We start from the raw sequence: 18,234 nt of genomic DNA on the forward strand, positions 1-18,234 counted from the left end.
TAAATTTTTGTAGGATAGTGATTCAAAAGTCTTTTGATAGTCAAAAATCACCACAAATCATGTTTATTTAAACTATTGTTTCGTATGATGTTTATATTGAAAGATGATCAGTCACTGAGGGGCGTATGAGGAAAATTTTACACCTGTTTTTATTTCTTTTTTTATTCTGGTTTTGCCCGCATTTGGCTGAAGCTCAACTTTCTACTGTAGGTAAAGAGTTCTGGGTCGGATTTATGGACAACAACCGGATTTTGCCAGATGCCCCAGATCAGGCTGTTATTGTCATTTCTGCAAATGAAGATGCCACCGGAGTGATTGAATACCGTGGCAGGAGTATCCCTTTTAACCTTTCCCAAGGTCAGCAGTTTTCCCATATTATTCCTTCCACTGACTTGGATATGCTTCATCGAAATACAGGGCAGATTGAGAATAAGGGGATATACATTAGCTCAAATGGAAAAATAGCAGTCTATGCTTTCAATGAACGCTATCGTTCTGCAGATGGAACGGTTGTTTTGCCATTAGGCGCTTTGGGAAAGGATTATCTGATTACTTCTCATTATGAATTTTTGACGGCGCAAGTTCAGTATAATGGAAATATCAATGATGAAAGTGAGCTTTTAGTTGTGGCCACAGAGGATAACACCGAGATCGAAATAACCACTTCAGTGGATGCATTCGGAGGAACAATAGCTGGGATTCCTTTTACTATCAATCTTGATAGAGGGCAAAGTTATCAGTTGAAAGCCAAGGCAGACCTTACTGGTTCGCGAGTGAGAGTGATTGGTGAGGATGCAGCTAATTGTAAGAAGATTGCAGTATTTGGAGGGAATAAATGGACTTCCGTTGGAGATTGTGGCGCTGCGAATGATAATCTATTTCAGCAAGCCTATCCGATCAGCAGCTGGGGAACTTCCTTTGTACATGTGGCTTTTGCAGGCAGAACTTCCGGTGAACTGGTCAAAGTTTTAGCTTCAGAGGATAATACCCAAGTGACGATTGGAGGTCAAAACAGTGGAACTATTGACGCTGGGGAATATTTGACATTAGAGTTTGGAGTAAACGAATCAGCTAAAATAAATACCTCTAAACCAGCTAGCGTTACTGTTTTTGCGAAAAGCCAGGAATGTAACCAGACTAATGATCCGGATTACCAGAATGGCGATCCTTTTATGATATCTTACAGTCCCAGCGAACAATTGCTAAAAGAGATTCGGTTTAATGCCTTAAGTCTTCCATCAATCGTCAGTCATTACCTCAATTTGGTGGTGAAAGCCGGAACTGAAGATTTGACGATTTTGGATGGACAAAACCAAGGAGCTAAATTTTCTCCTGTCCCTGGTGATCCGAATTTTTCTTATGCCAGAATCAATATCACTCAAGGAGTACATCGCTTAGAGAATTCTGAAGGATTTACCGGCTACGTTTATGGCTTTGGATTTTTGGAATCCTATGGCTTTGCCGTAGGAGCAGCTTTGGATAACCTCAATTTTGAAACGGATGTAGAGTATGATTTCGAAGTTGATGGAGAAAATGTAGCCTGTCTGGGGCAGGAAGGAACATGGAATATTAATTCAGAAAATCCGATTTTCACTTACTTCTTATGGGATTTTGGAGATGGTTCGGAAATGGCGGAAGGTGAAGAAGTAACGCATATTTTTACCGAACCAGGGGAGTATGAAGTCACAGTTTTGGCTTCCATCAGTCCCAATTCCTGCGATCAACAAGAGGAAATTACCTTTGTGGTTGATGTTCAGGCAATAGAAGAGGATATTGAACTGATCGGAGAGACCAGTGTCTGTCCGGAAGTTGAACAATTGGTTTATAAACTTTCGGAATCAGGTATAATTCCCAAGGTTGAATTTGAGGTAGAAGGAGGTGTAATAGTAGAGAATTACGGTGATTCGGTTTTGGTCAATTGGGGTGTGGCAAATGATTTTGCCAAACTATCCGCAATTCCATTTACCGAAAACGGTTGTCCTCTAGATACGATTTCATTAAACGTGAAAATCAATAAACAACTCGTGGCAGAGATAGCTTCCGGTCCTGAAGAAATCTGTTTTGATCCCACTGTTTTACATACTTATGAAGCTCCCAATTTGAATGATGGAAGAGGCTATGATTGGGATGTAATTGGGGGTACCATTGTGTCAGGTCATGGTGAAGGAATTATTGAAGTTTCATGGGATCAGCCAGGTGTTACAGGCTCCGTGAGTTATACTGTTTACAGTCTTGTTGACCAGTCCTGTGAAGGACTTTCTCCAACTTTAGAAGTCAATGTGGCCGATACTTTTGAAGCCAAAATTACAGCCATCACCCCTGTTTTATGTTTTGGAGGGAATGATGGAGAAATTGAATTGGAAATCACTGGTGGAATAGCTCCATATCAATATGCTTGGTCTCATGATCCTGATTTGCAATCAAATAAGGCCAGTTTATTGGAAGCGGGTAGTTATGAAGTCACCATTACTGACCAGTTGGGTTGTAGCTTAGTTTTAAGTGATTTGGTTGTCTCAGAACCTGATGTTCTTGAGATTCAGTCCTTGATAGCTAATGAAACTTCTTGCTATGGAAAATCGGATGGGAAGCTTTCTTTGAGTATTGTAGGAGGCACCGCTCCTTATTCAATTGATTTCAATGGACCCCAGAGTTTTACTGGAACATTAGCTCTCAGTGATTTGGAACAAGGTACCTATGAATGGGAACTCATTGATGCCAATGGTTGTGTATTGCCAATTTCTTTTGAAATAATCTCTCCTCCAGCAATGGAAGTAGAAGTTCGCCTGGAAAAACCAGCTTGTCCCGGAGGTAGTAATGGGGAGTTGCTGGCTTTTCCGGAAGGGGGAAATAATCCTTATATCTACACTTGGGAAAATCCTTTGGGAGTTGGAAATCAATTGATAGGTGTACCAAAAGGAAATTACAATATTTCTGTTTTGGATAAATTAGGCTGTGTGAGTTTGGGAGTAGGAGTGGTCAAGGAAGCCGCTCCAGCCTTGAGAATGCCAACAGGCTTTAATCCTCAGGAAGGAATTTATCAGGGAGTTTCAAATTGTGAAGTAAGTTTTGAGCTTTGGATTTATAATCGATGGGGTCAATTGATTTATAGTGGAGCTGAAGGTTGGGATGGAATGACTAATGATCAAGAATCTCCTTCCGGATCCTATTCGTATTTAGTTCAATATTCTTTTCCATTGGACGGGGAAATTCAAACAATTGAGAAAAGAGGAGCTTTCACATTAATCCGGTGAGTTTAGGGAGAAAAATCAATGGAAGGATTAAGGTACATCAGTAGATTTTTTATTGCTATCGCTTTGCTTTTAGCTGCGAATGATGCCTTTTCTCAATTGAATACCATTGGTAGAGAGTTTTATGTGGGTTTCATGGAGAATAACAGGCAAAACAATCTGCCTGATTACCCTATTATTACGATCTCAGCAAACGAGGATGCAGAGGGATATATTGAAGGGGGAGGTACCCAATATCCCTTTTCATTGAAGAAAGGAGAACAGTTCGTACAGAAATTTGTGAGTGGATTGGATCTCATTCATCGTAGTTCAGGACAAATAGAAAACCGGAGTGCTTACATTAACTCTAGCGGTGATATCTCGGTATATGCATACAATGAGCGTGAAAGAAGCGCAGATGGGACGGTTATTTTGCCTGTTGAAGCTTTGGGTAAAGATTATTTTGTTACTGCACATGCAGAAGTTTTCAATGATCAAGGAGCAGGTAACAATTCCAACTTTGAAAGCACCATGTTGATCATAGCAGTGGAAGATCAAACAACAATTGAAATTGTAACTTCAACTGCTACTGTTAATACTATTCCCGCAAATGCCCCTTTCAATATCACTCTAAATAAAGGTCAAAGCTATCAAATCAAAGCGAAAGGGGATCTGACAGGTACTCGGGTCAAGGTGCTTAATTCTAAAGCCGATGACTGTAAAAACATTGCGGTTTTCGGGGGAAATAAATTGACCAGTGTTGGTTCCTGCGGTTCCACAGGAGATAATTTGTATCAGCAAGCATATCCTATCAAAAGCTGGGGAAAGACCTATACTCATCTTCCATTTTTGGGTAGGACTTCTGGAGAAATGGTCAAAGTTTTGGCATCCTCTGATAACACAGAAATTAGAGTCAATGGAAATGTAGTAGGAACTATCAACGCCGGAAAATTCATACAGTTGGAATTCAAAGCTGATGAAGCAGCTACCATAGAGACTTCCAAACCAACCGCTGTCACAGCATTCGCCAAAAGTCAAAACTGCAATAGCAAAGACAATACATTTGCTTCCGATGGTGATCCATCCATGGTTACTTATAGTGACAATTGGCAGCGGATCAAATCAGTCATATTTAATTCAGTAGAAACAATAGGGATTGATAAGCATTTTGTGAACATTCTGGTACAGAAAGGATCTGAAAATTCTACCCTTTTAAATGGTCAGAATATCGGAAACCAATTTAAGCCTGTTCCAGGAAATCCAGATTTTGTTTTTGCCCGAATTAAAGTTTCTGCAGGTGCAAACTCCTTATTCAATCCTGATGGCTTAATCGCCTATGCCTATGGGGTTGGGTTTATAGAGTCCTATAGCTATTCTGTTGGGGCAAGTTTGGAAAATGTCCAATTTGTAGCTGAAAGCACTTATGCTTTTGAAGTTATTGGAGATCGGATTGCATGCTTTGAAAAAGAAGGAACTTGGGAGATTATTCCCGATAATCCATTGTTTGATACTTTTTCATGGGACTTTGGAGATGGAAGTCCAGAAAAGCCTGGGAAGGAAGTTACACATACTTACACTCAAGAAGGAATTTTTGAAGTGATTGTATTTGCCTCAACGGGTGAAGGAAGCTGTGATAGTGTGGAGGAGTTTAAATTTGAAGTTGAGGTTAAGAAAATTGAAGGTGAACTGATAGGACCAAGTGCTGTTTGCCCTGATTCTGATGAAGTTGAATACATTTTTACCAATACTTCCAACTTTGATAAGGTCAGGTGGGAAGTTACCGGAGGAACGGAATTAGTCAGCACTGATTCGACGATTACCATTAAATGGCAAAATCCAACAGATACCGGTTTAGTTCGTGCTATTCCTTTAGCAGAAAATGGATGCGAAGGGGAGAGCCAGGAAATCCAAGTGGTTGTTTCTGATCAATATGAACCTGATTTACCCTCAGGAATTGAGGGAATTTGTGGAATTCAATCTGAAGCTTTGATCTATTCAGTTCCTTTTCCTTCAGATGATTTTGCGTACAACTGGGTCGTCTTGGGAGGTTCTTTGAACGCTGGGCAGGGAACAACCGAAGTGGAGGTTGTTTGGGATTTTAATGCTCCAACTAGAGAAATTTATTACGAGGTTACGAGTTTATCCAATTCCCAATGCTCTGGCATTTCTCAGGTCTTAGATGTAATCATTTATCCTGAGTTTGAAATAAGCAGTATTGAGAAGTTATCTCCTTCTTGCCAAGGAGAAGAAAATGGAGAAATTGAGCTTGTGATTACAGGAGGATCAGGTGAATTTGAATTCGAATGGCAACATGATCCAAATCTCAATTCAACTTTGGCGAAAAATCTGAAATCAGGAACTTACGAAGTTAAAATCACTGATTTGTCGGGTTGTGGTGAAAAAAGTCTTTCTATCGAAATCGAAGACTTAGAACCCTTGAATTATGCTCTTGCATTAGGTGGTAATGATGTCAGCTGTGTAGATTCTTCTGATGGATCCTATGTAATCAAAGTGACAGGAGGAACAGCACCATATGAAATCTTGGGTTTTGATTCCGATTGGGATGGAGAGAACCTGACAGTATCAGGATTGCCGAAAGGATCATTCTCTCATACGCTTATCGATGCAAGATCATGTAGCATTCTAGTTGAAGGTGAAATTTCAGGTCCTGAAGCTTTGGAACTGAATTTTGTTGAAGAAAACCCTGGCTGCCCAGGTGGTTCAGATGGGATTTTAGAAGTAATTCCTTCCGGAGGTACCCCGCCTTATACCTATCAATGGGAGAATGGATTTACTGATTCAAGGGTTACGGGATTGTCTTCTGGATTATTTAATGTGACAGTGACTGATTCCAATGGCTGTACGGTATCTGGAACAGGGAAAGTAAGTGAATCCGAACCTCAGGTAAGAATGCCTACTGGATTTAATCCAAAGGATGGAGTTTATGAACCGATTTTCAATTGCAGCATCACCTATAATTTATTGATTTGGGATCGATGGGGACAACTTGTTTATGCTGGATCGGATGGTTGGGACGGTTTACATCAAGGGGTAGCTTTGGGTCCTGGTGTATTCACTTATAAGATTATATATGAGTACCCTTTAGAAGGAGAAATTGGGACTGGTTCTTCCACAGGCACTTTTATCTTGATCCAATGATTTAGAATTTTTCTATTCAAAATGAACAGTTTTAGATAGCTTTGCTGTCTAAATTTTTAATGTAATGAAGAAGATTTTGATTACCGGCGGTGCTGGTTATATCGGTTCCCATACTGCAGTTGAATTGGTGAATGCTGGTTTTGAGCCGATTATTTTGGATGATTTCTCAAACTCTCAAGCCAGTGTAGTGGATCGTCTGGGAGAAATTATCGGAAGGGAAGTGATTTGCTTTGAGGGAGATTGTAATGATAAAAGTATCTTAGAAAAAATTTATAAGGATCATCCCTTCGAAGGTGTGATTCATTTTGCTGCTTTCAAGGCAGTAGGAGAGAGTACTCAACTTCCTTTGAAATACTATCAAAACAACATTGGATCATTAGTAGTCCTTTTGGGCTTTATGAAAGAAAAGGGGATCCAAAACATTGTTTTTTCTTCTTCTTGTACTGTTTACGGTCAGCCAGATTCCCTTCCTGTAACAGAAGACACTCCTCGTAAAGATGCAGAAAGCCCTTATGGAAATACAAAGAAAATCTGCGAAGATATTTTGGTAGATTTTGTGAAAAGCAAGGCTGGAGTGAAGGTGGTTTCTTTGCGCTATTTTAATCCTGTAGGCGCTCATCCAAGTGCAAAAATCGGTGAATTACCCAATGGCACCCCTAATAATCTTGTTCCTTTTGTCACTCAAACTGCTGCTGGAATCCGGGAGAAAATAACCGTCTTTGGAGATGATTATGATACGATAGATGGAAGCTGTGTCAGAGATTTTATCCATGTCATGGATCTTGCCAATGCACATGTCAAGGCTTTGGCTTATTTGGAAGAACAAAAGGTCGATTTCTACGATGTTTTCAATGTAGGTACGGGAAATGGAAATACGGTTTTAGAGATCATCCAGACATTTGAAAAGGTCAATCGAATTAAATTGAATTATGAGATTGGACCTAGAAGACCAGGAGATGTGGTAAAAATTTGGGCTGATACTACCAAGATCAATTCCGTTTTGGGTTGGCATCCGCAATATACTTTGGAAGACTCCTTGAGGGATTCCTGGAATTGGGAGAAGTCACTTACGAAATGATTTTTCAGTTTTCCTGATTCGTCATTTCCAATACTAATTCACCGCCTTGAGTGATTTGATTATGTCTAAGATCAAGTTCATTCAAGGCTTTTTTATTAAATGAAGCAGATTTGACATATACATTCTCTTTGCTGTTATTTAGAGTCCTGATAATAAATTTCTCGCCAGGATAATAATTCTGGCTAAGCTTGATGATTATTTCGTCAAAGATTGGACTTCCGATTTGATAAGATGGATTTACTTCTGTTCCACCATTCATTTGAAATAGACCGATTTTCATCAAAACTGCCAGACTGCCCATCAAGCCTTGGTCCTCATCACCATTATATCCTGAATTCGGATTTAACTCAGAATAAACCTTATTCACAATAGAGCGACTCCAAAAATGAGTCAAATCAGGTCTTCCTAATTTCTGGAAAATAAAAGCAGTTTGAATTGATGGCTGGTTACCATAATTGATAGGAATGCGACGGTATTCAGGATGAGTTTCTTGAGAATGGGAGGTGCCTGAGGTAAAACCTTGCTTTTCGGCAATTTCAAAAGATGCATTTAGTCTTTCGATCGTCTTTTCTTTTCCTCCCATCAATTGGGCTAGCCCATCTAAATCATGTGGAACAAACCAAGTGGCCTGACTTCCATTTGCCTCATTGAAGCCAGCATTGTACTCATATGGATCAAAGGGTTGTTTCCATTCACCTGTTACATTCCTTGGGCGCATCCATCCAGACTCTGGATCAAAAGTGTTTTTGTAAAACTTAGATCGCTCAGTCATTTCCTTATAAACCTCAGAATCATCTAAAGCCAAAGCAAGTTGAGCGAGGGTCCAGTCTTGGTAAGCATATTCCAAAGTTAAGCTTGGGCCGTCCTGATGAGCTCCAAACTTTCCCTCAGGAATAGGCCAAGGAACATAACCGTTTTTGAGATAGTGTTGAAATCCCCCTCCCAATGAAGTCTTGTGTTCATAGCCGGCTTTCTCCATTATGCCACCGGGACGATGATTTTTCAATAAGCCTTCGTATGCCATTTGCACATCAAACCCTCGAATACCTTTTTGGTAAGCACTTACAATGAAAGGCGTGCTTGAAGCACCAGTCATCACGTAAGTATAATTTCCGCCTGAAGGACCTCTAGGAATAAGCCCTCCGTCTTGGTAATACTGCAGCATGGAGTTCACGAATTCTTCTGTGATTTCTGGGTAAACCAAATGCCAGAGCGTGTTGATGGTCCATTGAGCTCCCCAGAATGAGTCAGAATTAAAATGGCGGAATTTTGGATTTCCAGCATTATCAAGAGGGATTTGTTTGACTTTATGCTCTCCAGAAGTCATGTCAGCATATTTTCCATTGAAATCACTGATTGTTCTTCTTCCTTGTAGCGCATGCCAAAGATCTGTATAGAATCTTCTCTGGTCTTTTTCCGACCCACCTTTTATCTCAATTCTTGAGAGATAGGAATTCCACTCTTCAAACGAATCCTCTTTTACTTTTTCAAAATCCCAATGGTCTAATTCTGATTCTAAATTGAGTAAGGCTTGATCGACACTAACATAGGAAATTCCCACTTTCATAAGGAGTTCGGAAGAATTCCCATCAAATGATACGATAACACCGGAATCAGGTCCTTTTATGTCTTGGAGATTGGTAGTGATTTCAGAAACTGACCAACCCTTTATGGCTTTTACTGGTCGATTGAATTTTACTGCAAAAAAGACTGGTGTTTCTAATGGACGTCTAGAGGTGGAGCCATTTATTACATGCCCAGTGAAAGTCTCAGTTGATTTTTGGGAAATTGATCCATCCGTGATTTGAGAAGGACCTAACATTCCTCCAAGTCTGATTAATACTTGTTGTTCACCTTTTTTTTCAAAACTGTATTTATGAAACCCAACCCGTAGGGTGGAGGTGAGTTCGGCTTTTATATGGTATCGATCCAAGAATACCTGATGGTATCCAGGTTTTACAATTTCATTTGAATGGCTGAATGGTGAGGCAATGTTATGAGAACTTTCAAGGTCAAAATCTATTAGTGGGAGCACTGATAATCCTGAAAGCTGCCAAGCATGAATATGGCTGAAACCTTTGATCGAATCACTTTCATAACGATAGCCACTTCCCCATGCGCCATCAATATCTGTGTCAGGACTAAGGTTAACCATTCCAAAAGGTCTGGAAGCGGAATTAAAAAAGAACCAACGCGAATTGCTGCTGTCTAAATAGGGATATACCAAATCTACTGGTTGTGCAACTTTTTGCGCAAGGACATGGAAATGGACTTGAAATAAAAAAATTAAAAAATGGAATGAGCGGGTTTTCATCAGCAATTGAGCTTATTGTTTTTCGGATATCTAAGGAACGAAAAAGTAGGAGTTTAGCCCAAGTTAAAGTACGGAATGGATTTCCGATTGGGTGAATTGCAAGAAGTTTGAAAAATTTGATTGAATTAAATAGAAGAGAAAAAGAAGTATAGTTGACTAAAATTTCGCGTAAAAATGCAGGCAATTTATAAGGACTACAAACAAAAAAAGCCTCGAATTGCTTCGAAGCTTTTATGCGGAATGGACGGGACTCGAACCCGCGACCTCCTGCGTGACAGGCAGGCATTCTAACCAGCTGAACTACCACTCCAATATTTTAGAATTTATTATTTGATGACTTATCCATCAAATTTAAGCGGAATGGACGGGACTCGAACCCGCGACCTCCTGCGTGACAGGCAGGCATTCTAACCAGCTGAACTACCACTCCGTTTAATCAAAATTTCAGGTATAGAAGTAACTTTTTACTTCACCTCGTTTTTGAGTGATGCAAAGGTATGTTTTTGAATCATTAATACAAAAGTAGATTAAAAAAAATAGCAATAGAAATTGTATTGACTTCTGATTCAAGGAGATAATTTTCATCGAAAAAATGCTCTGATCTATGAAATATTATACTTAAAGACTCTATTTGAATAAAAAGTGATGCTAATTGAAAACTGAATTTTAATCCATTTAGATCAAAATAATTACTAAAAAATAAAATTTGAGCTGACTTAACCAAGCTTCATTCGAAGTAGTTACCTAAAGATTTTGATTCATTCATTTTTATTTTTAGGCTTTTTGGTAAGTCTTAGAGGGTAAGCAGTTTAACTTCAATCATCAACACCAGCCATTTATGGAATTTTTCCTGATTGAGTATTGGGTGTGGTCAATTTTTAGTTTCTTGAATAGAATTTGATTGTTCTTGAAAATCAAGAGCTTTGAAAGTCAAACAGTAAAAATTTTATTTCTCAGGGGGATATTGCTTATCTTTAACCTTCCAAAAATCACCAAAATGGTATTAGAATTCGAGAAACCAATAGCTGATTTAGAGCAGAAACTTCAGGAAATGAAGGATTTAGCCAAGGGTAGAAACATAGATTTAACTTCAGATATCGAATCCTTAGAAGAAAAAATCCTGGCTTTGAAAAAAGAAACGTTTCAAAATTTGACCCGCTGGCAACGCGTTCAGCTCTCCAGACATGCTGATAGACCCTATGCGCTGGATTACATCTATGAAATAACCAATGATTTTATCGAGCTGCACGGTGACAGAACTGTTGCGGATGATAAAGCGATGGTTGGTGGATTAGGAGATATTGACGGGAGAACAGTCATGTTTATCGGTCAGCAAAAAGGAAGAAATACAAAACAGAGGCAGATGCGAAACTTTGGGATGGCAAATCCTGAAGGCTATCGTAAAGCCCTTCGCTTGATGAAGATGGCTGAGAAGTTTGGCAAGCCAATCGTTACCTTAATTGACACTCCGGGAGCTTTTCCTGGTCTAGAAGCAGAAGAAAGAGGTCAAGGAGAAGCAATCGCCAGAAACCTTCGTGAAATGTTCATGTTGAAAGTTCCTGTCATCTGTATCATCATTGGTGAAGGAGCCTCTGGTGGTGCTTTGGGAATTGCAATTGGAGATAGAGTAATGATGCTGGAAAATTCATGGTATTCTGTGATTTCTCCTGAAAACTGCTCTACAATTTTGTGGAGAAGTTGGGATTACAAAGAACAGGCTGCAGAATCATTGAAGCTTACTGCCATCGATATGAAAGGAAATGGTTTGATTGATGATATCATTCCAGAACCGTTAGGTGGAGCTCATAAGGATATGAAGAAGATGGCGCTGACTTTAAAGGAAACTATAGCGAAAGCTTTGAAAGAGCTGGACAAGATCAAACCAGAGAAACGAATAGAACAACGCATCGATAAGTTTTGCTCGATGGGTGTAGTAGTTGAGTAAAACATCATAATCCCGGACTTCTTAAAGAGGCCCGGGCTTTTTCTTTTAGAGCAATATGGAATTAAGAGTTGTCAATACTGGATTTTTTAAACTTGACGGAGGAGCCATGTTTGGTGTGGTTCCGAAAACCCTATGGTCTAGAACCAATGCTGCCGACGAAAACAACCTTTGTACTTGGGCGATGCGGTCCTTATTGGTTGTTGAGAACAATAGAATTGTTCTTATTGATAATGGGATTGGTGACAAGCAGGATGCAAAGTTCTTTTCCCACTATTACCTGCACGGAGATGACTCCCTTCGAGGTAATCTGATGAAATTGGGTGTAAGTACCACTGATATTACTGACAATTTTTTAACTCATCTACATTTTGATCATTGTGGAGGTGGAGTGGGTTATGGTTCACATGGACAATATGAGATGACTTTTCCAAGAGCCACCTATTGGTCAAATAAAGATCATTGGCAGTGGGCCACGAAGCCAAACCCAAGAGAAAAAGCTTCATTTTTAGAAGAAAACATCTTGCCGATGGAAGAGATGGGTCAGCTTGATTTTATTGATCTTGAAAAAACTCAGCTATTTGATGGTTTTGATATCATTACTGTAGATGGGCATACAGATAAGCAGATGCTTCCCAAAATCAAATACAAGGATAAAACCATTGTTTTTGTAGCAGACCTTTTGCCTTCAGTTGGCCATATCCCGATTCCTTATGTCATGGGCTATGATACCAGGCCTTTGCTGACTATGGATGAAAAAACAAGATTCTTAGAAGAAGCGGCAAGAGAGGAGTACATTTTATTTTTTGAACACGATGCAGTAAATGAATGCTGTACAGTGAAAATGACAGATAGAGGAGTTAGATTGGATCAAACCTTTAAACTTCATGAAATCTAATAAGAAGATTGGAATCGCATTATCCGGGGGAGGAGTGCGTGGAATTTCCCATCTGGGAGTTTTAAAGGGGCTCAATGAAGCTGGGATTTATCCAACCAAAGTAAGTGGAACCTCAGCTGGTGCAATTGCAGGAGCGATGTATTGCAATGGCTACAAACCTGAGGAAGTTCTTAAAATCATTGTAGAAACGAATTATTTCAAGTTTATGCGCCCCGCCATTTCTTTGACGGGGATTCTTAAAATGAATTCTGTGGGAGAGCTATTTAAGCTTTATCTCAAGCATGATGATTTCGCTCAACTTCAAATTCCTTTGACAGTGGCAGCCACAGATATCAAGAAGGGGAAAGTGATTTATTTTTCAGAAGGAGAATTAATCAATCCGATTTTGGCTTCATCTTGTATCCCAGGGATGTTTGATCCTATCGTAATTGATAAGAGGCATTTGATAGACGGAGGAGTATTGAATAATCTGCCTGTGGAGCCTTTGGATGGGATTTGCGATTATGTGATCGGGGTTAATTGCAACCAATTACCTGAGGAGACCAATATCAAGAATATGAAAAGTCTGATCGAACGCTCCGTAATTATGGCGATGAATTCGAATGTGTACAGTAGAAAATCCAAATGTGATTTCTTTATTGAAGCACCAGGTTTAGGGAAATACGGAGTCTTTGATATCAAAAAAGCACCTGAATTATTTCAGGCCGGATACGATAGAGTACAGCGATTTATTGAGGAAAATCCTGCTATTTTGGAACTCGCAAAGGATAATTAGAAAAAGAAACACTATGATGAAGTTGCTTTCCCGTTTTGTTTTTTGGGTGTCTGGTTGGTCGCTGAATGCCAATTGGCCAGAAGGCTTGAAAAAAGCTGTTTTGATCGCCATACCTCATACATCAAATTGGGACATTTTGTATGCAAGAGCCGCATTCTTCCTGATGGATATCCCAGTTCGCTTTACAATCAAAAAAGAAGTGATGGTTGGGCCACTGGGTTGGTTGCTTTCAGGCTTGGGAGCAATTGCTATAGACCGAAAGAGAATTCCGGGAGGGAGAAAGCAGACCTATACGGAAGCAATGGTCAAAATGCTGAAAGAAAGGGATGAATTGGTTATCATGGTTACTCCAGAAGGTACGAGATCCCAAGTCAAAAAATGGAAATCAGGATTCTATCATATTGCTTTGGGTGCCAATGTCCCAGTAGTGATTGGGTATCTAGATTATAAAAAGAAAGAAGCTGGAATCGGCCCCTGTATCTATCCAAATGGAAATATGGATGAGCAGATCGAGGAGATGAAAGTGTTTGGTAGGACGGTTACAGGAAAGCATCCTGAAAAGGGGGTTTTATAAACTTCGAGTCAAATATCAGAAAGGAATCTCTATTGGCCTTTTGTTATAATTATATTTTTAGGTTTTTTTTAATTTTTTTTTAATTGCATAAAAACACCTGACAATGAATAAAGTTTTTGGAATACTAGGGCTTATTTTGCTGTTTTCTTGTCAAAAGAATAAGTCAGAAATTAATGAAGTATCAGACCAAATAAGTGTTTCTTTGGATACGATACTGGTTGATTCAGGGGATGAGTTTTTATTCCTAAGGGATTTTCTTTCAAACTCTTCTCTTGATGCCTCAACTAATTTTTTATATAATTTTAATGAAATCGATTTTTTATTAGAAAAAATTGATTTAGATAAATTAAAACTAGTCGATAAAATAAAGTTTGAAAAAGATGGTCCTAATGGACTTGGGACTGGGAGACCTAAGTTCACTCTTGCTGCAAATGGTAATTTTTTGTTTTGGGATTATAGCGTTTTTAAGGAATTTGATCAAAATGGAAATTTGGTTAGAAATTTAAATCTTGAGGAAATTGCTTCAGAATATTTAAAAGGGCGCGAGAATTATCCTCTATATCTATTTGAGGATCCTAAAATGCCTAATAGGATTTTAGTTCCAGTGTTAAATTGGGAAAGCTATTCCTATTTTTTATTAGATATTGATTTGGAGAAGGAATCCTTTGATAAAATACCATTGCCTGAAATGGAAAAGTTTAAAGATTATCGAGTAGTTATTATAAGCAATGGGATTGAAGCTGGAGGCTTTGGAGGAAGTGTTTACAGAACATTTGGTGATGGCAAAGTTCTATTGAATAGTAATGCATTCAATGAAGTTCATTTTTTTGATTTTTCAAATGACAGCTTATTGGTGATTAAATGGGAAACTCAGCTCTTGGGAGCAAAGAGAGGTTATATTCCTCCAAAATCTGTAGAAGGTTTTAATGAAGAATTTACTGAGATAGAAAAATTAACCAACCAGGATATTAGCTACATAAAAATATTGTGGGACAATAAGAATAAGCGGTATTTAAGATTTTCCGAAAAGAAAAAAATCGGGGAGGAGAAAGATAAATTTGGAAATTATAAACAAGTGGGAGGGGTAGTATTCTTAAGTGTATTTGATAGGGAGTTTGACATAATCGCTGAGGCAAGACTTCTTGGAGTAGATCAATTACCTAATACATATTTTATAAAAAACGGTGAAGTTTGGTTTTATGAGAATATTAATGATGAGCTGGCTTTCGTAAAAATGAAAATTGAGATTGATTAAGAATTTTCGATTGACTTCAATATTATTCTACAAGCTTCTTTGATTTCTACTTCCGTAATTGTGAGAGGTGGTGCAATTCGCATGGAATCATCGCAAAACAAAAACCAATCGGTGATTACACCTAATTCAATCGCTCGATCTATGATTTCTTTCAGGACATCAAAGGATTCAAACTCCACTGCCATCATCAATCCTTTGTTTCGAATTCCTTTGATTTTTGGGTGAATGAGCAGCGATTTGAAAAGATTCGCTTTGGATTCAACCTGTTCAATAAGAGATTCACTTTGCAATATTTCTATAGTCGCAATACTTGCCGCTGAAGAAACAGGATGCCCACCAAAAGTTGTGATATGACCTAGCAATGGATTGTTTTTAAACACTCCCATTACTTCTTTATTTGCTATAAATGCCCCAATTGGCATTCCACCGCCCATTCCTTTGGCAGTTACAAGAATGTCAGGTACGATATCAAAATGCTCAAATGCCCAGAATTTCCCTGTTCTCCCAAAACCACTCTGGATTTCATCTAAAATCAGCAGAGTCCCAGTTTCATTACATTTTTTCCGAAGTGCTTGAAAATATTCCTTGGTTGCCACACGGATTCCCGCCTCACCTTGAATCGTTTCCATCACCACAGCTGCTGTTTCCTGATCAATCTTTTCCAGATCAGGCATCTCTCCATATTGAATATTTGTGATTCCAGGTAGAAGAGGTCGATAAGCTCGTTTGAAAATCTCATTTCCACCGATACTCAGAGCTCCATGCGAACTTCCATGGTAGGCATTGACACAAGAAATTATATTTCTCTTTCCGGTAAATCGCTTAGCCAGTTTCAAAGCTCCTTCAATAGCCTCTGAGCCACTATTTACCAGATAAACGTTGTCTAAATGACTGGGTAAGGTGTCGGATAGGGCTTTTGCCAGTTGGGATTGTGGACTTTGCACATACTCACCATAAACCATCAGATGCAGGTACTTGTCCAGCTGAGCATGAATTGCTTCCAGCACTTTTGGATGTCTATGGCCAACATTGCTTACTCCTATTCCAGATATAAGATCCATATATTTTTCTCCATTGGGTCCAAATAGATAGATTCCTTCTGCTTTTTCCACCTCAATCATCAGAGGAAAATCTGTGGTCTGAGCTAAATGTTGTAGAAATAACTGACGGTTATTCATGAATGAAAGTCAATTCAGAAACTTGAAAATCTAAAGAAAATGCCCAGAGGAAGCTTTTTGTCAAATTTATCATTGAGATAGAGTTCCCCGTGTTCCGCATTTTCAATTTTAGGGAAAGTGGTTTTAATTAGATTGGCTGCGATTAAGGAAGAAAAGCTCAAAGAGTACATGTTGAGTAATAGAAAGTGGTTTTCTTTGTCTAGAATCTCGGCACAAACTTTCAGCATTTCATTGATTTGCTCCTCCAAAACCCACTTTTCTCCATCTGGTCCTCTTCCATAAGCTGGAGGATCTAAGACTATTCCTTGATAAACATTTCCTCTTCTTGCTTCACGCTTGATGAATTTCATTGCGTCATCCACCATCCATCTGATTCCTTCGAGGCCAGATGACTCCATGTTATGTCGGGACCAAGTAACCACCTGCTTAACTGAATCCAGATGCGTAACCTCAGCTCCAGCGGCTCTTGCGGCAACAGACGCAGCCCCTGTATATGCAAAGAGATTTAAAACCTTTGGATTGGGAACTGGACATTTTTTGATTGTCTTGTATAAATAATCCCAATTGACTGCTTGTTCGGGAAATAAACCGATGTGCTTGAATGAAGTCTGGGCAAGATTTAATTTGATACTCAATCCCTCTGAATTAGAATATGCTATGTTCCAATTATGAGGCATTCGCTTTAATTGTTCCCATTGCCCCTTTTCAGGATTGTTTTTTTCTTTGGCAAAATGCGCATGAGCAAGCTTTTTCCATTCCTGATCTGACATGGATTTGTCCCAAATAGCTTGTGGTTCAGGACGGCTCAGGATAAACTCTCCAAAGCGCTCCAGCTTTTCAAATCCTCCGGTATCAATAAGTTCGTAATCTGCCCAATCTCCAGGGCAAAGCGATAGAATGGTTTCTTGCATGCTTTAATCTTTCAGTATGCAAAAATAGGGAAATAATCAGGAAAGGATTTCCTCAAGTTTTTTGAGGCTGAAATCATAAAGTTTCTTTTGGAGGTTCAGGTCTTCTGCTTTGTCACTCGGTGATTTTAATTTCTTTTTTTCGTAATAACCACCTGGTTTTAAAGTATCCTTTTCTGTTTTGGCTAGGAAAATACTGGTTTCAGCTCCTTTTTTCGGGCTGATAAAAAAGACTTTACTCAATGAGATAATAAGCTTGGAAACTATATCAGAATCCGAACCAAAAGAGGTGTTAACAGCTCCCGGATGGAGGGAATAAGAAGTAAGACCTTTTGTTTCATAAAGATCATTTAAGTATTTGCTAGTGAGAATATTATAAAGTTTGACGCTACCGTATTTGGTCCAGCTATTGGAATTGTCTGTTAATCCCCAAGCATCTTTTTTTGCTCTTCCGATTCGATGTACTTCAGAACTCACAAAGATGATTTTGCCTTCTGATTCAAGTAGATTGGGGATCAATAGGCTTGTCAGGTGAAAATGCCCTAAATGATTCACAGCAAAAGTCCAATCCAAGCCCTCGTTTGTTCTTTTTTCTTGAGGAAACATACCTCCGGCATTGTTGATCAATAAATCGATTTTGGGGTATTTTTCTGAGATAAGTTTGCCTGCTTTATTTACACTTTTCATGGAGCTGAGGTCCATTTCAAAGCAATCGAACTTACTTGCGTCAGGAAAAGATGAAATGACTTTTTCTGCTTTTTTTAAATTTCTGACCGGTACAATTATTTTATCGAAAATCGGATACAAGGAACGGACTGTTTCCAAACCTATTCCGGAGGTACTTCCTGTTATGACTAAATTCATGAGTGAGAGCTTTTTATTAATACAAAAAAATAAGTCAATTGGTTTTCAGAGGGGTAAAGGTA

The 18,234-nt window shown here is 38.9% G+C and carries 12 protein-coding genes and 2 tRNA genes; 8 read left to right on the forward strand and 6 right to left on the reverse strand.

What is annotated here, in order from left to right; genetic code table 11:
- Positions 1-125 precede the first annotated feature (125 nt).
- The 3 genes from J0A69_RS13195 to galE all read left to right on the forward strand — a co-directional run bounded on the left by J0A69_RS13195 (position 126) and on the right by galE (position 7,464).
- Positions 126-3,251 (forward strand): PKD domain-containing protein, encoded by a 3,126-nt coding sequence (locus tag J0A69_RS13195; RefSeq protein ID WP_206587077.1) that lies wholly within the window; start codon positions 126-128, stop codon positions 3,249-3,251.
- A gap of 18 nt (positions 3,252-3,269) precedes the next feature.
- Positions 3,270-6,386, forward strand: coding sequence for a PKD domain-containing protein (locus J0A69_RS13200; RefSeq protein WP_206587078.1), 3,117 nt, complete (start codon positions 3,270-3,272; stop codon positions 6,384-6,386).
- A gap of 64 nt (positions 6,387-6,450) precedes the next feature.
- The gene (gene galE, locus J0A69_RS13205) at positions 6,451-7,464 is read left to right on the forward strand and encodes a UDP-glucose 4-epimerase GalE (RefSeq protein ID WP_206587079.1); all 1,014 of its coding nucleotides are present in this window, start codon (positions 6,451-6,453) and stop codon (positions 7,462-7,464) included.
- Between the two features lie 4 nt (positions 7,465-7,468).
- Here galE and J0A69_RS13210 read toward each other — a convergent pair whose 3' ends face one another.
- From J0A69_RS13210 to J0A69_RS13220, 3 genes are all read right to left on the reverse strand, one after another.
- A complete protein-coding gene (locus J0A69_RS13210; protein WP_206587080.1) occupies positions 7,469-9,778 on the reverse strand; it encodes a GH92 family glycosyl hydrolase in 2,310 nt (769 codons plus the stop codon).
- 236 nt (positions 9,779-10,014) lie between these two features.
- A tRNA-Asp gene (locus J0A69_RS13215) sits at positions 10,015-10,088 on the reverse strand.
- A gap of 46 nt (positions 10,089-10,134) precedes the next feature.
- Positions 10,135-10,208, reverse strand: a tRNA-Asp gene (locus tag J0A69_RS13220).
- 567 nt (positions 10,209-10,775) lie between these two features.
- Between J0A69_RS13220 and J0A69_RS13225 the strand changes: the two genes are divergently transcribed.
- From J0A69_RS13225 to J0A69_RS13245, 5 genes are all read left to right on the forward strand, one after another.
- Positions 10,776-11,723 (forward strand): acetyl-CoA carboxylase carboxyltransferase subunit alpha, encoded by a 948-nt coding sequence (locus J0A69_RS13225; RefSeq protein WP_206587081.1) that lies wholly within the window; start codon positions 10,776-10,778, stop codon positions 11,721-11,723.
- Positions 11,724-11,778: 55 nt separating this feature from the next.
- Positions 11,779-12,618, forward strand: a complete 840-nt coding sequence (locus J0A69_RS13230; RefSeq protein WP_206587082.1) for an MBL fold metallo-hydrolase — start codon at positions 11,779-11,781, stop codon at positions 12,616-12,618.
- Positions 12,608-13,393, forward strand: coding sequence for a patatin-like phospholipase family protein (locus tag J0A69_RS13235; protein WP_206587083.1), 786 nt, complete (start codon positions 12,608-12,610; stop codon positions 13,391-13,393). Before J0A69_RS13230 ends, J0A69_RS13235 begins: the two co-directional genes overlap by 11 nt.
- Before the next feature lie 13 nt (positions 13,394-13,406).
- Complete coding sequence (locus J0A69_RS13240) at positions 13,407-13,967, forward strand: 1-acyl-sn-glycerol-3-phosphate acyltransferase (protein WP_206587084.1); 561 nt, start codon at positions 13,407-13,409, stop codon at positions 13,965-13,967.
- A gap of 103 nt (positions 13,968-14,070) precedes the next feature.
- Positions 14,071-15,222 (forward strand): DUF4221 family protein, encoded by a 1,152-nt coding sequence (locus tag J0A69_RS13245; RefSeq protein WP_206587085.1) that lies wholly within the window; start codon positions 14,071-14,073, stop codon positions 15,220-15,222.
- On the opposite strand, the gene J0A69_RS13250 is transcribed toward J0A69_RS13245, so the two are convergent.
- The 3 genes from J0A69_RS13250 to J0A69_RS13260 are packed head-to-tail and all read right to left on the reverse strand — an operon-like array spanning position 15,219 to position 18,172.
- Positions 15,219-16,400 carry an aspartate aminotransferase family protein gene (locus J0A69_RS13250; protein ID WP_206587086.1) on the reverse strand — a complete coding sequence of 394 codons (1,182 nt, stop codon included), beginning with the start codon at positions 16,398-16,400 and terminating at the stop codon, positions 15,219-15,221. The genes J0A69_RS13245 and J0A69_RS13250 overlap by 4 nt on opposite strands.
- Positions 16,401-16,414: 14 nt before the next feature.
- Positions 16,415-17,311, reverse strand: a complete 897-nt coding sequence (locus J0A69_RS13255) for a class I SAM-dependent methyltransferase (protein WP_206587087.1) — start codon at positions 17,309-17,311, stop codon at positions 16,415-16,417.
- Between the two features lie 36 nt (positions 17,312-17,347).
- A complete protein-coding gene (locus J0A69_RS13260) occupies positions 17,348-18,172 on the reverse strand; it encodes an SDR family NAD(P)-dependent oxidoreductase (RefSeq protein ID WP_206587088.1) in 825 nt (274 codons plus the stop codon).
- Positions 18,173-18,234: the final 62 nt, after the last annotated feature.

Origin of the sequence: Algoriphagus pacificus, from assembly GCF_017254845.1 — a bacterium.
Taxonomy (GTDB): Bacteria; Bacteroidota; Bacteroidia; order Cytophagales; family Cyclobacteriaceae; genus Algoriphagus; species Algoriphagus pacificus.

Coding starts and splice junctions, on each gene's coding strand:
- J0A69_RS13230 (WP_206587082.1), top strand. CDS start 11,779: ATGGAATTAAGAGTTGTCAATACTGGATTTTTTAAACTTGACGGAGGA.
- J0A69_RS13235 (WP_206587083.1), top strand. CDS start 12,608: ATGAAATCTAATAAGAAGATTGGAATCGCATTATCCGGGGGAGGAGTG.
- J0A69_RS13260 (WP_206587088.1), bottom strand. CDS start 18,172: ATGAATTTAGTCATAACAGGAAGTACCTCCGGAATAGGTTTGGAAACA.
- J0A69_RS13240 (WP_206587084.1), top strand. CDS start 13,407: ATGATGAAGTTGCTTTCCCGTTTTGTTTTTTGGGTGTCTGGTTGGTCG.
- J0A69_RS13250 (WP_206587086.1), bottom strand. CDS start 16,400: ATGAATAACCGTCAGTTATTTCTACAACATTTAGCTCAGACCACAGAT.
- J0A69_RS13255 (WP_206587087.1), bottom strand. CDS start 17,311: ATGCAAGAAACCATTCTATCGCTTTGCCCTGGAGATTGGGCAGATTAC.
- J0A69_RS13245 (WP_206587085.1), top strand. CDS start 14,071: ATGAATAAAGTTTTTGGAATACTAGGGCTTATTTTGCTGTTTTCTTGT.
- J0A69_RS13195 (WP_206587077.1), top strand. CDS start 126: ATGAGGAAAATTTTACACCTGTTTTTATTTCTTTTTTTATTCTGGTTT.
- J0A69_RS13210 (WP_206587080.1), bottom strand. CDS start 9,778: ATGAAAACCCGCTCATTCCATTTTTTAATTTTTTTATTTCAAGTCCAT.
- galE (WP_206587079.1), top strand. CDS start 6,451: ATGAAGAAGATTTTGATTACCGGCGGTGCTGGTTATATCGGTTCCCAT.
- J0A69_RS13225 (WP_206587081.1), top strand. CDS start 10,776: ATGGTATTAGAATTCGAGAAACCAATAGCTGATTTAGAGCAGAAACTT.
- J0A69_RS13200 (WP_206587078.1), top strand. CDS start 3,270: ATGGAAGGATTAAGGTACATCAGTAGATTTTTTATTGCTATCGCTTTG.